Source organism: Pseudomonas sp. GW821-FHT01E05 (genome assembly GCF_059422425.1).
Window position 1 is genome coordinate 436,293 of the sequence record NZ_JBWKWW010000004.1, and the last position, 13,937, is coordinate 450,229.

Annotated in this window: 13 protein-coding genes; 4 read left to right on the forward strand and 9 right to left on the reverse strand. The window is 57.4% G+C overall.

The genetic code is table 11. The annotated features are described in order from the left end of the window. Positions 1 to 120: 120 nt before the first annotated feature. From carA to grpE, 5 genes are all read right to left on the reverse strand, one after another. Positions 121 to 1,257, reverse strand: a complete 1,137-nt coding sequence (gene carA, locus AC07W5_RS11295) for a glutamine-hydrolyzing carbamoyl-phosphate synthase small subunit (protein ID WP_495023359.1) — start codon at positions 1,255 to 1,257, stop codon at positions 121 to 123. 256 nt (positions 1,258 to 1,513) lie between these two features. Next, complete coding sequence (gene dapB / locus AC07W5_RS11300) at positions 1,514 to 2,320, reverse strand: 4-hydroxy-tetrahydrodipicolinate reductase (protein ID WP_494995354.1); 807 nt, start codon at positions 2,318 to 2,320, stop codon at positions 1,514 to 1,516. Positions 2,321 to 2,330: 10 nt separating this feature from the next. Then, entirely contained in the window at positions 2,331 to 3,455 is a 1,125-nt protein-coding gene (gene dnaJ, locus AC07W5_RS11305; protein WP_495023360.1) for a molecular chaperone DnaJ, read from the reverse strand. A gap of 323 nt (positions 3,456 to 3,778) precedes the next feature. Next, a complete protein-coding gene (gene dnaK, locus AC07W5_RS11310; protein ID WP_495023361.1) occupies positions 3,779 to 5,695 on the reverse strand; it encodes a molecular chaperone DnaK in 1,917 nt (638 codons plus the stop codon). A gap of 102 nt (positions 5,696 to 5,797) precedes the next feature. Further along, entirely contained in the window at positions 5,798 to 6,364 is a 567-nt protein-coding gene (grpE, locus tag AC07W5_RS11315; protein WP_494995357.1) for a nucleotide exchange factor GrpE, read from the reverse strand. Between the two features lie 251 nt (positions 6,365 to 6,615). Between grpE and recN the strand changes: the two genes are divergently transcribed. Next, positions 6,616 to 8,289 carry a DNA repair protein RecN gene (gene recN, locus AC07W5_RS11320; protein WP_495023362.1) on the forward strand — a complete coding sequence of 558 codons (1,674 nt, stop codon included), beginning with the start codon at positions 6,616 to 6,618 and terminating at the stop codon, positions 8,287 to 8,289. 69 nt (positions 8,290 to 8,358) lie between these two features. On the opposite strand, the gene fur is transcribed toward recN, so the two are convergent. Continuing rightward, the gene (gene fur / locus AC07W5_RS11325; protein WP_150641005.1) at positions 8,359 to 8,763 is read right to left on the reverse strand and encodes a ferric iron uptake transcriptional regulator; all 405 of its coding nucleotides are present in this window, start codon (positions 8,761 to 8,763) and stop codon (positions 8,359 to 8,361) included. A 98-nt stretch (positions 8,764 to 8,861) separates the two neighbouring features. Here fur and AC07W5_RS11330 point away from each other — a divergent pair, with 98 nt between their 5' ends. Beyond that, a complete protein-coding gene (locus AC07W5_RS11330) occupies positions 8,862 to 9,398 on the forward strand; it encodes an outer membrane protein assembly factor BamE (protein ID WP_495023363.1) in 537 nt (178 codons plus the stop codon). A 61-nt stretch (positions 9,399 to 9,459) separates the two neighbouring features. On the opposite strand, the gene AC07W5_RS11335 is transcribed toward AC07W5_RS11330, so the two are convergent. Together AC07W5_RS11335 and AC07W5_RS11340 are read right to left on the reverse strand one after the other, a co-directional pair. Beyond that, positions 9,460 to 9,774 carry an RnfH family protein gene (locus AC07W5_RS11335; protein WP_495023364.1) on the reverse strand — a complete coding sequence of 105 codons (315 nt, stop codon included), beginning with the start codon at positions 9,772 to 9,774 and terminating at the stop codon, positions 9,460 to 9,462. Continuing rightward, on the reverse strand, positions 9,767 to 10,201 hold the full coding sequence (locus AC07W5_RS11340) for a type II toxin-antitoxin system RatA family toxin (protein WP_419118805.1): 435 nt from the start codon (positions 10,199 to 10,201) through the stop codon (positions 9,767 to 9,769). Before AC07W5_RS11340 ends, AC07W5_RS11335 begins: the two co-directional genes overlap by 8 nt. Positions 10,202 to 10,504: 303 nt before the next feature. On the opposite strand from AC07W5_RS11340, the gene smpB reads away from it, so the two are divergent. After that, complete coding sequence (gene smpB / locus AC07W5_RS11345) at positions 10,505 to 10,987, forward strand: SsrA-binding protein SmpB (RefSeq protein WP_494995361.1); 483 nt, start codon at positions 10,505 to 10,507, stop codon at positions 10,985 to 10,987. 129 nt (positions 10,988 to 11,116) lie between these two features. On the opposite strand, the gene AC07W5_RS11350 is transcribed toward smpB, so the two are convergent. After that, a complete protein-coding gene (locus AC07W5_RS11350; RefSeq protein ID WP_494995362.1) occupies positions 11,117 to 11,884 on the reverse strand; it encodes an FCD domain-containing protein in 768 nt (255 codons plus the stop codon). Between the two features lie 261 nt (positions 11,885 to 12,145). On the opposite strand from AC07W5_RS11350, the gene AC07W5_RS11355 reads away from it, so the two are divergent. Continuing rightward, complete coding sequence (locus AC07W5_RS11355; RefSeq protein WP_494995363.1) at positions 12,146 to 13,834, forward strand: lactate permease LctP family transporter; 1,689 nt, start codon at positions 12,146 to 12,148, stop codon at positions 13,832 to 13,834. Positions 13,835 to 13,937 lie beyond the last annotated feature (103 nt).

The window sequence follows — 13,937 nt, forward strand, 5'->3', positions numbered from 1 at the left end:
AGGTCCGACGGCAATCCCCCGAGGAGAAGCCGTCTTGATCAATCTCTGAAGTCCTTCGGGGGCCGCCGGATTACCGGGGCCACCCTCAGGAGCTTCTCGCTACATGCTCAAGGCCAACGATTAACGTCGCTTGGCCATCTCGTTGATGAAGCGATCGAACAGTGGCGCCACATCATTCGGACCAGGACTGGCTTCAGGGTGACCCTGGAAGCTGAATGCGCTCTTGTCGGTACGCTCGATGCCTTGCAGGGTGCCGTCGAACAGCGATTTGTGGATCGCGCGAACGTTGCCTGGCAGGGTCGCTTCGTCTACCGCAAAACCGTGGTTCTGGCTGGTGATCATGACGACGCCGGAGTCCAGATCCTGAACCGGGTGGTTCGCACCGTGGTGACCATGACCCATTTTCACGGTCTTGGCGCCAGAGGCCAAGGCCAGCAGCTGGTGACCGAGGCAGATGCCGAACACCGGAATCTCGGTTTCAAGGATGTCCTTGATCGCCTGGATTGCGTAGTCGCAAGGCTCTGGATCACCTGGACCGTTGGACAGGAATACGCCGTCTGGCTTGAGCGCAAGGACTTCTCTGGCCGGGGTTTGTGCCGGAACGACGGTCAGGCGGCAGCCGCGCTCTACCAGCATGCGCAGGATGTTCACCTTGACGCCGTAGTCGTAGGCAACCACGTGGTAGGGCAGTTCGGACGCGTCGATGGTCGCGTGACTGTCGGTTTTCAACTCCCAGACAGTGGAACGCCACTCGTAGCTTGACTGGGTGCTGACGACTTTCGCCAGATCCATGCCTTTGAGGCCTGGAAAACCGCGTGCAGCTGCAATCGCTGCTTCATCGGAAATGTTGTCGCCGGCCATGATGCAGCCGTTCTGTGCACCTTTTTCACGCAGGATGCGTGTCAGGCGGCGAGTGTCGATACCGGCGATCGCCACAACGTTGTTGGCTTTCAGGTAATCGGACAGGGACATCGTGTTACGCCAGTTGCTCGCAACCAGTGGCAGGTCGCGAATTACCAAGCCGGCCGACCAGACACGATCCGACTCGGCATCTTGCGGCGTGGTGCCGGTGTTGCCAACGTGCGGGTAGGTCAGGGTAACGATCTGTTGGGCATAGGAAGGATCGGTAAGGATTTCCTGATAGCCGGTCATTGCGGTGTTGAACACCACCTCACCAACGGTTTGACCGTCGGCTCCAATGGCTTCGCCGCGAAAAATGCTGCCATCAGCAAGGGCGAGTATGGCTGGCTTAGTCAAGAAGACCTCCCGTAAATAAAGCCTGAAGGGCAATCGCAGGTTGCAAAAAAGCGGAATGACGTATAGACACGTCACCCCGCTTCTTCGTCGAATTATCTGCGCGCTTTTAGTGGACACACTAAAGCTGTAGCTTACAGAAAAAGGCTTTTTTGGTCCACCGCTAATGAGCCTTAAAGGCAGGAGAATGCGACAGGGCGTCGCTTAGCGGTTGAAAACAGGGCTCAAACTCAAGTTCGAACCCTGTTTGCGGCACATCTCAACGCAGGTCGAGCACGTCCTGCATATCATACAGACCAGGCGCACGACCATCGAGCCACAAAGCGGCACGAACGGCACCCTTGGCGAAAGTCATGCGACTCGACGCCTTATGAGTGATCTCCAGTCGCTCGCCCTCACAGGCGAACAGCACCGTATGATCACCGACAACATCACCACCACGAACGGTGGCAAAGCCGATGGTTTCGCGCTCGCGCGCACCGGTATGGCCTTCACGCCCATAGACCGCAACCTTCTGCAGATCACGATCCAACGCACTGGCGATGACCTCGCCCATGCGCAAAGCCGTACCTGAAGGCGCATCGATCTTGTGCCGATGGTGTGCTTCGATGATTTCGATATCGGCATCATCGCCCAGCACGCGAGCCGCCATATCGAGCAGCTTCAGCGACAGGTTTACGCCGACACTGAAATTGGCCGCGAACACGATCGCAATGTCCTTGCCCGCCTCGACCAGCAGCTGCTTTTCCGTGGCGCCCAATCCCGTGGTGCCGATCACCATGGCCTTGCCCGCCTTGCGGCAGAATGCCAGGTTTTTCAGCATGACCTCCGGGAGCGTGAAGTCGATCAACACATCGAACTCGTCAGCCACCTTCTCCAGGCTGCCGGTCAACGACACACCGATACGCCCCAGCGATGCCAGCTCACCGGCATCCACCCCGATCAAAGTACTGCCAGGACGTACGATCGCTGCGGTCAAACCAGTGAGCGGCGCGCGCTGCTGCACCGCCTCGACCAGGATCTTGCCCATGCGCCCGGCAGCGCCCATCACAGCTATACGTCGCATGCCTGCCTCCTTACAGATCGCCAAAGAAGCGCTTCACGCCTTCGAACCAGCCGGTCGTTTTGGGCGAATGAGTATTGTCGTCCGCCAAGGAATTGCGAAGTTCTTCGAGCAGTTCACGCTGACGACGACTCAGATTGACCGGAGTTTCGACCGCAACACGGCACATCAAGTCGCCCGCACCACCACCACGAACCGGCGCAACGCCCTTGCCGCGAACCCGGAACTGCTTACCGGTTTGCGTACCTTCAGGAATCCTCAGCTTGACCCGGCCATCGAGCGTCGGGATCTCCAGTTCACCACCCAGTGCAGCATCAACGAAGCTGATTGGCACTTCGCAGAACAGGTGCTTGCCATCACGCTGGAAGATCGCGTGCTCGCGCACATTGATGACCACGTACAGATCGCCAGTCGGCCCACCCTGAGTACCCGCCTCACCTTCGCCAGACAGGCGAATACGGTCGCCGGTGTCAACGCCAGCCGGCACTTTTACCGACAGGGTTTTGGATTCTTCGACACGACCCTGGCCATGGCAGGAGTCACATGGATCGGCAATGACCTTGCCTTGGCCATGGCAACGCGGGCAGGTTTGCTGCACCGAGAAGAACCCCTGCTGCATCCGCACCTGACCAATACCGCCACAGGTCGAGCAAGTGATCGGCGAGGAGCCCTTCTTGGCACCGGAACCATCGCAAGGCTTGCAGTTGACCAGTGTCGGAACACGGATATTCACGGTCGTGCCGCGCACCGCTTCTTCCAGGTTCAGCTCCAGGGTGTAACGCAGATCGCTGCCGCGCTGAGCGCCACCACGAGAACCGCCGCGACCACCGCCGAAGAAATCACTGAACACATCACCAAAGATGTCCGAGAAATTCTGACCGCCAAAACCGGCACCGCCGCCCCCCATGCTCGGGTCAACGCCTGCATGGCCATACTGATCGTAGGCAGCACGCTTGCTGGAATCGGACAGCACTTCATAGGCCTCATTGGCCTCTTTGAACATATCTTCCGATGCTTTGTCATCGGGATTACGGTCCGGGTGGTGCTTCATCGCCAGACGACGGTAAGCCTTCTTCAGGTCCGACTCGCTGGAGCCGCGCTCCACACCCAACACTTCGTAATAATCACGCTTTGCCATAATTCTTTGCACTCTTAAGGACGTTCGGCAAACCCCTCCTGAGCCTCGCCAAACTCGTTGAGCCCCAATACAGGCCCGGACCCAACTCACGTCAATTCAACGATCCTGGTCTTTGATTTGCGGCCAATAAACTGGCCCGCGGATGCGGTATTTGTTGACCGAAAAGCAGGAGCATCCCGACCGTACCGCCAGCACCCGAACGTTGTCGCATGCTGTAAAAATTCACTTACTCCAGACACGCCAACGCGGGAGCAAGCTCCCGCGCGGCGACATCCTACCAGTCACCGCCCGAACGCAGTCAACCGGCCGACCAACAAGCTAGCTTACTTGTGGTCTTTTACTTCTTCGAACTCAGCGTCGACAACGTCGTCAGCTTTTCCAGCGGATTCAGCTGGCTTGGCCGCTGCGTCCGCCGGATTGGCTTGCTCTGCGTACATTTTCTGAGCAATCGGGGCAGACAGCTTGGACAGCTCTTCAACCTTGGCATCGATGGCAGCCTTGTCGTCGCCTTTAACAGCGGCTTCAAGTGCAACCAGAGCACCTTCGATCGCAGTCTTCTCTTCAGCAGTCACTTTGTCGCCAGCGTCTACGATCATTTTACGAGTCGAGTGAACCAGGGCATCACCCTGGTTACGGGCACTGGCCAGCTCTTCGAACTTGCGGTCTTCGTCAGCGTTGACTTCAGCATCGCGAACCATCTGCTGAATTTCGTCCTCGGACAGACCGGAGTTGGCCTTGATCACGATCGACTGAGTCTTGCCGGTAGCCTTGTCTTTGGCGCCTACGTGCAGGATGCCGTTGGCATCGATGTCGAAGGTTACTTCGATTTGCGGCACGCCACGTGGAGCTGGTGGAATCTCGGCCAGGTCGAACTTGCCCAGAGACTTGTTCTGCGCGGCTTGCTTACGCTCGCCCTGCAGTACGTGAATAGTCACTGCGCCCTGGTTGTCATCGGCAGTCGAGAACACTTGGGATTTCTTGGTAGGAATCGTGGTGTTTTTCTCGATCAGCGCAGTCATTACGCCGCCCATGGTTTCGATACCCAGCGTCAGCGGAGTGACGTCGAGCAGCAGAACGTCTTTCACATCACCAGCCAATACCGCGCCCTGGATAGCAGCACCCATGGCTACAGCTTCGTCCGGGTTAACGTCTTTACGAGCTTCTTTACCGAAGAACTCGGTCACCAGCTTCTGAACCAGTGGCATACGGGTCTGACCGCCGACCAGGATCACGTCGTTGATCGCGCCTATGTCGATACCAGAATCCTTGAGTGCAATACGGCATGGCTCGATGGTGCGCTGAACCAGGTCTTCAACCAGCGCTTCCAGCTTGGCGCGAGAGATTTTCACGTTCAAGTGCTTGGGACCGGTAGCGTCTGCGGTGATGTACGGCAGGTTGACATCGGTCTGCAGGCTGGAGGACAGCTCGATCTTGGCCTTTTCAGCAGCTTCTTTCAGGCGCTGCATCGCCAGCGGGTCACCCTTGAGGTTCATGCCGCTTTCTTTCTTGAATTCGTCAACGAGGTAGTCGATCAAACGAATATCGAAGTCTTCACCACCGAGGAAGGTGTCACCGTTGGTGGACAACACTTCGAACTGGTGCTCGCCATCGACTTCAGCGATTTCGATCACGGAAACGTCGAAAGTACCGCCACCCAGGTCATAAACGATCACGGTGTGATCGCCCTTGGCCTTGTCCATACCGTAAGCCAGAGCGGCTGCGGTTGGTTCGTTGATGATACGTTTTACGTCCAGACCCGCGATGCGACCCGCATCTTTGGTGGCCTGACGCTGACTGTCGTTGAAGTAGGCCGGAACGGTGATCACCGCTTCGGTCACCGACTCACCGAGATAGTCTTCGGCAGTCTTCTTCATTTTCTTCAGGATTTCAGCCGAAATCTGAGGCGGAGACATTTTCTGGCCGTTGACTTCGACCCAAGCATCGCCGTTGTCAGCCTTGACGATCTTGTAAGGGACCATCTGGATGTCTTTCTGTACGACTTCTTCGTCAAAACGACGACCGATCAAACGCTTCACCGCATACAGGGTGTTGTGCGGATTGGTCACAGCCTGACGCTTGGCCGATTGGCCAACCAGGATTTCACCGTCGTTGGCATATGCAATGATCGACGGCGTGGTACGCGCGCCTTCAGCGTTTTCGATGACTTTGGCTTTGCCGTTTTCAAGAACGGAGACGCAGGAGTTGGTGGTCCCCAGGTCGATACCAATAATTTTGCCCATGTTAACTCTCCCGAAACTTTGGATTTGGTTGCCGCAGCAGTGGTGGCTAACTGCGGTAGCACTAAAACGTTTGACTTCTAAATGGGGGCCTTGCGGCTAATTTCAAGCTTGCTCGTCAATCGAAGGCGAAACTGCCGCAGGCGCCTTGCTGACCACGACCATGGCCGGACGCAGCAAACGACCATTGAGCTGATAACCCTTTTGAAACACCTTGAGCACGCTGTTTGGCTCGACGTCGGCGCTTTCCTGCATGGCCATCGCCTGATGAAGTGCCGCATTGAAAGGCTCGCCTTCAGGATCAATCGCTTCCAACTGATAACGCTTCAGGGTGTCCTGGAACATTTTCAGGGTCAGTTCGATCCCTTCGCGCATCGGACGGATGCTTTCGTCGTCCGGGTTGGACATCTCCAGACCACGCTCGAGGCTGTCGATGATCGGCAGCAGATCGCCAGCAAATCTTTCCAAGCCAAACTTGTGGGCTTTTTCCACGTCTTGCTCGGCGCGACGGCGGACGTTCTGCAGATCGGCAGCAACACGCAAAGCCTGATCATGGGCGCCAGCCAGTTGCTCTTCGAGCAGTTGCACACGAGCCGCCAGGTCATCACCCGAAGCCTCGGGAGCCTGATCGGCGTCTAGATTTTGCGTATCCAGCGTCTGTTCGTCAGCCATAGTTTTCTCCTTTCAATTTCGTCCGCGAGCTCGACTCGCTCTTCTGCCCCGGTATATGGGGTCGCAATTTTCAGCTTCAAGGGCTGACAGAGCGGCAAAAACCCTTAACCCTTCATAAAGCCCGGATATGACAATTCCCGAGTGCGCTAAAAAACATCGCGACTCAAACAAATCAAGCTAAGGGAGGGCATTGTCAGCCAGAAACAAAACACTGTATAAATATCCACACCTAAAGCCTGGGAGCGGCCTCTATGCTGGTTCACCTGTCTGTACATAACTACGCCATCGTTGAACATCTCGATCTGGAACTGGATCGCGGGATGAGCGTAATCACAGGCGAAACCGGCGCCGGCAAGTCGATCATGCTCGACGCCCTGGGCCTGACCCTGGGTGATCGCGCCGACAGCGGCGTCGTTCGCCCAGGCGCAGACAAGGCCGATATTCTGGCAACCTTCGACCTGGTGGACATTCCAGAAGCCAGCGCATGGCTGGCCGAACGCGACCTCGACAGCGACGGCCCGTGCATTCTACGCCGGGTAATCACTGCCGAAGGGCGATCGCGCGGCTACATCAACGGCAGCCCCTGCCCGCTCGGGGACCTGAAAGCCCTCGGTGAGCTACTGATCGACATTCACAGCCAGCATGAACATCAGTCCCTGCTGAAAACCGACACCCATCGTCGCCTGCTCGACGAATACGCTGGCGCCACTGATCTGGCCCGCCAGGTACAGCTCGCCGCCCAACGCTGGCGCCAGACACGACAGGAACTGGAGCATCTCTCCAATTCTGGCAATGAACAGCGTGCCCGGCATCAATTACTCAGCTACCAACTCGAAGAGCTGGAAAACCTGGGTCTTGGCGAGAATGAGCTGGAGCAGCTGGAACAAGAGCACAAAAACCTGACCAATGCCGAAACCCTGCTGGGCATTTGCCGGCAAGTTGTCGAACAGTGCAGTGAAAGCGATTCAGGAAATGTCCTCAATGCCCTGACGACCAGCCTTAATCGTCTGTCGAGCGTGAATAATTCAACAGGCGCCTTGGGCGAGGCAAGCAATTTGCTGACGAGCGCGCAGATTCAGGTTGAAGAGGCCGTTGGCGAACTGAATCGGTTTCTCGATCACTTCGACGCCGATCCGGCACGCCTTCAGCAACTCGAGGAGCGCCTCGATGCGATTTACACCCTGGCCCGCAAACACCGTATCCAGCCCACCGAAGTCTCAGACATGCAGCAAAAGCTGCTGGATGAGATCGAAACGCTGAACGCCAACGACGAATCCATCGAGCGACTGAGTGATGAGCTGGCGTCATTCGCCCGGCATTATCAGGAGAAAGCCAGAGAGCTGAGCGATTTGCGCCATCAGGCTGCAACGAGCCTGGCCAGCGCCGTCGAAATGGAAATTCAGCGCCTGGGAATGCCCGGCGGACGCTTCACCATTGAGCTGCACCCCAACACCAGCAATGAACTACTGCCTAATGGCCTGGAACAGGTGGAACTACTGGTCAGTGCCAACCCCGGGCAACCGCTCAAGGCGCTGGCCAAAGTAGCGTCAGGTGGTGAGCTTTCACGCATCAGCCTGGCAATCCAGGTGATTACCGCGCAAACGTCCCGAGTGCCGACGCTGGTGTTCGACGAAGTGGACGTGGGTATCGGCGGGCCGACAGCCGAGATTGTCGGCCAGCTGCTGCGTCGACTGGGCGAGCGCGGGCAAGTCCTGACCGTCACCCACTTGCCGCAAGTGGCTGCCCAGGGCCATCAACACCTTTTCGTGCACAAGGTCCGCGGCAGCGATGCCACCCACACCGCTGTATCCAGACTGGGCAAAACCGAACGGGTCGAAGAAGTGGCGCGCATGCTGGGCGGCATCGATCTCACCAAGGAGTCCCTGGCACACGCGAAAAAGATGGTTGTCACCGCCAAAATCTAAGGCAGCAGAAAGCACGAAGGCGACCCTAGAGTCGCCTTCGATCGTTTCGCGGTTTCCCACGCGACATGCTTACTTTTTCTTGCGTACGTACAACACCAGATTGTGATCCACCATCTCGAAGCCATGCTTCTCAACGATCGCCTTCTGAAGCTTTTCGATTTCTTCGTCGAAGAACTCGATCACTTCGCTGGTCTCAACGTTGACCATATGGTCGTGATGTTTGCCGTCATCGAGCTCGAATACCGCGTGACCGCCGTCGAAATTATGACGGACCACCAGTCCAGCTGCTTCGAACTGAGTCAGAACACGGTAAACCGTGGCCAAACCGACATCCTCGCCAGCTTCCATCAGCGCCTTGTAAACATCTTCGGCACTCATGTGTCGCTGCTCGGCAGAATCGAGCATTTGTAGAATTTTGACCCGTGGAAGGGTCACTTTAAGGCCGGCTTTACGTAGTTCGCTATTTTCAACCATGGTCAGCTTTCTCGCGGATGCTGCTTCGCAGCTTCTCTTAATGCGGGTATGATCGGGGTTTACGTTGTCCCAGCCAAGATAGTGGAAGTCGCCCACCGATGCAAAACACCAAGCTCCTGCTAACCAGTTTCACCTTCGTGGGACTGCTCGCACTCGCCGGTTGTTCATTCCCCGGGGTTTACAAAATCGACATCCAGCAGGGCAATGTCGTCACACAGGACATGATAGACCAGTTACGCCCGGGAATGACCCGCCGGCAAGTACGGTTTATTATGGGCAACCCTCTGCTGACCGACACGTTCCACGCCGATCGCTGGGATTATCTGTATAGCCTGCAGCCAGGCGGCGGTGAACGCCAACAGGAACGTATCAGCGTAATCTTCAATTCCAACGACCAGCTCGTCAGCCTTTCAGGTGATTTCAGGCCTGGCGTAAGCCGTGACGAAGCCATTCTCGGCAAGAACAGCGGCACTACGGTGGCGGCTCCAGCGGAAAACGTCGAGAAGCCGAAACCAGAGAAACCAGAGAAACCGGTCAAGCCGGGCTCCCTGCTGGACCAGATCCAGAAGGACGTGGACAAAGTGGAAACCACTCCAGTCCCGACTCCAGAACCACTGGGAACCTCGCCGCAATAATTTGCGACAGACAACAAAGCCCGGCATGCCGGGTTTTTTGTTGTCTGTCGTAAAATAAAAGCTATTGGTCCCGTGCTTTTGCTTGCGCGGCCTTGGCTGCACGCAATCGGCGGACCTCTTTGGGATCGGCCAGAAGCGGACGATAAATTTCTATTCGATCCCCCGCCTGCACCGCACGACTGTCCGGATCGGCGACCACCTTGCCGAAAATCCCCAGCGGACAATTCTTCAGATCCAGCTCGGGAAACTGCGCACCGATCCCGGAACGCAACAGAGCCGCCCGCACAGTAGAACCCGCCGGCACAGCGACCTTGAGTAACACCTGACGATCTACAGCGGCATACACCACCTCGACCTCAATCAATGACTCAACCATGCAGTTGCTTGGCGCGCTGGCAGAAAGCATCGACCAGGGTATTAGCGGCCTGGTTGAACAGCGGCCCCAAGGTTGCCCGGACAATCGGGCCGGCATAGTCAAAGGCCAGATCAAGACTGATCTTGCAGGCCTTTTCACCCAACGGCTTGAACACCCAGACACCGTGTAACTGATTGAACGGGCCTTCTTCCAGATTCATTTCAATCGAATGCCCCGGGACCAAGGTGTTGCTGGTTACGAAATGCTGGCTAAGCCCGCCCTTTGCGACGGCAAGGCTGGCGCGCATATGCTCGTCACTGGCCTCCAGAACCTCGGCAGAAGAGCACCAAGGCAAAAACTCCGGATAACGCGCCACATCATTGACCAGGTCATAGAGCGCTTGCGCCGGATACGGCAGCAGGGCCGAACGTTGAATATGTGTCGTCATGTCAGCGTCACTTCCACAGCTGTTTGTTGCCAGATATTGAAGGAGAACACCGTCCCCAAACCAACGAACCAGCAGATAAATGCCAGCCAGAAAGTCACCCAACCGCGACGGATGCCGGTCGCAACGAGTATAGAGTCCCAGCGACTAGCCCATCCGCCGTGGACAGAAACCTTGCCTGTCGACATCGTTAACACGCCCAACCGATCAAAAAAGAGGGCGCATTGTCCGGGATTCACTCAACGTGCTCAAGCACGCAGCTTCACCGTAGCCGACACGCGTGCAACTCCCTATAATGCCGCCCCTATGGCTAAACAGAAGAAACACCCAACAGGGACCATCGCGCAAAACAAAAAGGCGCGTCACGATTACTTCATCGAACATCGGTTCGAGGCTGGCATGGTCCTGGCCGGCTGGGAAGTAAAGAGTTTGCGTGCGGGCAAGGCACAACTGGTCGACAGTTATGTGCTGCTCAAGGATGGCGAGGCCTGGCTGCTCGGTAGCCATATCTCTCCCCTGACCACCGCCAGTACGCATGTCATCGCCGATCCTACTCGCAGTCGCAAACTGCTGCTCAACCAGCGCGAGCTGGAAAAGCTGTTTGCCGCCGTGCAGCAAAAGGGTTACGCCTGCGTCTGCCTCTCGCTTTACTGGAGCAAGCACTTGATCAAGTGCGAGATCGCTCTGGGCAAGGGCAAGAAGGAATACGACAAGCGTCACACCGAGCGCGAACGCGATTCCGATCGTGAATTGCAGCGTGCGGTGCGATCCAAGGGTAAGGAAGATTAATCTCCTTACCTGATCGTTCCCACGTTCTGCGTGGGAATGCCGCCATGGACGCCCTGCTTCCGCTTTGTGACGCGCAGCGTTACGGGATGCATTCCCACGCGGGAGCGTGGGAACGATCATGAGCCGAACCTACATCCCCTTACGCCGCTCCGCCCGCGCCATGCGCTGCACTTCCTGACGCACTTCTTCCAGCACTTCTTGCACATACAAAATGTGTCGGCTGGAGACTTCCCGCGCCTGCTCCGCTCGCCCTTCGATAATCGCCAGATACAATTCCCGGTGCTGACTGATCAGCATGTCGCGGGTTTCGGTGCGCTGTTTGTACATGCCGCCGATGTTGGTCACCACATTGCGCTTGAGCAAATCGAACAGACCGCGAATGGTGTGCAGCAACACCGCGTTATGACTGGCCTCGGCAATCGCCAGGTGGAATTTCGCGTCAGCTGCGCCCTCTTCCGCCCGGCTCACTTCATCAGAGCGCGAATAGCAGTCCTGCAATTCGTCGAACGCCGCAGCCAATCGTTCGCGATCGACTTCGGTCGCCCGCAATGCCGCGTAGTAAGCACATGACCCTTCGAGGGTGTGCCGGAACTCCAGCAGATCGCGTTGCGCTTCGGGATTGCTTTCCAACAGATGCAACAGCGGATCGCTGAAGGTCGAACCCAGCGATTCCACCACATAATTGCCACCGCCCTGACGGCTGACCAGCAGCCCTTTGGCTGTCAGCTTCTGGATCGCCTCGCGCAATGAAGGACGGGACACACCAAATTGCTCGGCCAGCGCCCGCTCGGCCGGAAGCCGCTCACCCGACTTCAGCGTGCCCTCAAGGATCATCCCCTCGAGCTGCTCGACAATATCGTCAGACAAACGGCGCTGACGAATCTGATCAAACCCCATAACTCACTCCCCACCATCCCGACAACTCGCCGGGCTCTCTATTCTGGCCTATTGGCGCCGTGCCAGCACCTACCAGACAGCGCTTGATCGAGCTGCTCAGCAGGCACTTGCGCAGCCCCTACGACAAAAGTTTCAGGGCGACAAATTGACACGCCACTCATAAGGCTTTTAACCTAGCCCACAGCGATTGTAAATTGGTATTACCAATTATCCAAGAACGCTGACCAGTGCCTGACCAACAACAACTAGGGGCCACCCCATATGCAAACCTGGCAACAGCTCTACAGCCCGCTCGGCAGTCTCGGCTTGTCTGCTCTCGCGGCAGTTATCCCCATCGTATTTTTCTTCCTGGCCTTGGCCGTGTTCCGCCTCAAAGGACACGTCGCCGGGAGCATTACCCTGGCTCTGGCTATCCTGGTGGCGATCTTTGCTTTCCAGATGCCGGTAGACATGGCGTTCGCAGCGGCGGGCTATGGATTTGCCTACGGCCTCTGGCCTATCGCCTGGATCATCGTCGCCGCGGTTTTCCTCTACAAGCTGACGGTCAAAAGTGGACAGTTCGAAGTGATCCGCAGCTCGGTGCTGTCGATTACCGACGACCAACGCCTGCAAGTGCTGCTGATCGGCTTCTGCTTCGGCGCGTTCCTGGAAGGTGCCGCCGGTTTTGGTGCACCGGTCGCCATTACCGCGGCGTTGTTAGTAGGCCTGGGCTTCAACCCGCTGTATGCCGCCGGCCTGTGTCTGATCGCCAACACTGCGCCAGTCGCCTTCGGCGCACTGGGGATTCCGATCATCGTGGCCGGGCAAGTAACCGGTATCGATGCCGTCAAGATCGGCGCCATGGCCGGTCGCCAACTGCCACTGTTGTCGGTGTTCGTGCCGTTCTGGCTGGTGTTCATGATGGACGGTCTGCGCGGCGTCAAGGAAACCTGGCCGGCAGCATTGGTGGCGGGTTTGAGCTTTGCCGTGACCCAGTTCTTCACCTCGAACTTCATCGGCCCGGAGCTACCGGACATCACCTCGGCACTGGTCAGCCTGGTCTCTCTGACCCTGTTCCTCAAGGTCTGGCAGCCCAAGCGTTCGTTCGCCGAAGCGACCGCCAGCGTCGGTGCCGCAACCGTGAGAAGCGCCGGAGGTTTCGGCCAACCGCGTACGACCCAGCCTTCGCCCTACAGCCTTGGCGAGATTTTCAAGGCCTGGTCGCCGTTCCTGATCCTCACCGCGCTGGTGACCATCTGGACCCTCAAGCCCTTCAAGGCGATGTTCGCCGCCGGCGGTTCGATGTACAGCTGGGTGTTCAACTTTGCGATCCCGCACCTTGATCAACTGGTGATCAAGACTGCCCCGATCGTAGCCGCCCCGACCGCGATTCCAGCGGTGTTCAAACTCGACCCGATTTCCGCGACCGGTACGGCGATTTTCTTCTCCGCGCTGATCTCGATGCTGATCCTGAAGATCAACCTTAAAACTGGTCTGACCACTTTCAAGGAAACCTTCTACGAGCTGCGCTGGCCGATTCTGTCGATTGGCATGGTGCTGGCCTTCGCCTTCGTCACCAACTACTCCGGCATGTCGTCGACCATGGCCCTGGTGTTGGCCGCGACCGGTGCGGCATTCCCGTTCTTCTCGCCGTTCCTCGGCTGGCTGGGCGTGTTCCTGACCGGTTCGGACACCTCGTCCAACGCCCTGTTCAGCTCGCTGCAAGCGACCACCGCGCACCAGATCGGAGTCAACGACACCCTGCTGGTCGCGGCGAACACCAGCGGCGGCGTAACCGGCAAGATGATTTCGCCGCAATCGATCGCCGTGGCCTGCGCCGCGACCGGTCTGGTGGGCAAGGAATCCGACTTGTTCCGCTTCACGCTCAAGCACAGCCTATTCTTTGCCACTATCGTCGGCCTGATCACTCTGGCTCAGGCTTACTGGTTCACCGGCATGCTGGTGCATTAAGAGCCACACGCATTACGGTAAAAACCGACGCCCTGGGCGTCAGCTATTCACAACCCGGTCTGCAAGGCTGCTGAAAGCTCCACACTCTACATTTCAGCAGCTG

Coding starts and splice junctions, on each gene's coding strand:
- dapB (WP_494995354.1), bottom strand. CDS start 2,320: ATGCGACGTATAGCTGTGATGGGCGCTGCCGGGCGCATGGGCAAGATC.
- dnaJ (WP_495023360.1), bottom strand. CDS start 3,455: ATGGCAAAGCGTGATTATTACGAAGTGTTGGGTGTGGAGCGCGGCTCC.
- dnaK (WP_495023361.1), bottom strand. CDS start 5,695: ATGGGCAAAATTATTGGTATCGACCTGGGGACCACCAACTCCTGCGTC.
- grpE (WP_494995357.1), bottom strand. CDS start 6,364: ATGGCTGACGAACAGACGCTGGATACGCAAAATCTAGACGCCGATCAG.
- recN (WP_495023362.1), top strand. CDS start 6,616: ATGCTGGTTCACCTGTCTGTACATAACTACGCCATCGTTGAACATCTC.
- fur (WP_150641005.1), bottom strand. CDS start 8,763: ATGGTTGAAAATAGCGAACTACGTAAAGCCGGCCTTAAAGTGACCCTT.
- AC07W5_RS11330 (WP_495023363.1), top strand. CDS start 8,862: ATGCAAAACACCAAGCTCCTGCTAACCAGTTTCACCTTCGTGGGACTG.
- AC07W5_RS11335 (WP_495023364.1), bottom strand. CDS start 9,774: ATGGTTGAGTCATTGATTGAGGTCGAGGTGGTGTATGCCGCTGTAGAT.
- AC07W5_RS11340 (WP_419118805.1), bottom strand. CDS start 10,201: ATGACGACACATATTCAACGTTCGGCCCTGCTGCCGTATCCGGCGCAA.
- smpB (WP_494995361.1), top strand. CDS start 10,505: ATGGCTAAACAGAAGAAACACCCAACAGGGACCATCGCGCAAAACAAA.
- AC07W5_RS11350 (WP_494995362.1), bottom strand. CDS start 11,884: ATGGGGTTTGATCAGATTCGTCAGCGCCGTTTGTCTGACGATATTGTC.
- AC07W5_RS11355 (WP_494995363.1), top strand. CDS start 12,146: ATGCAAACCTGGCAACAGCTCTACAGCCCGCTCGGCAGTCTCGGCTTG.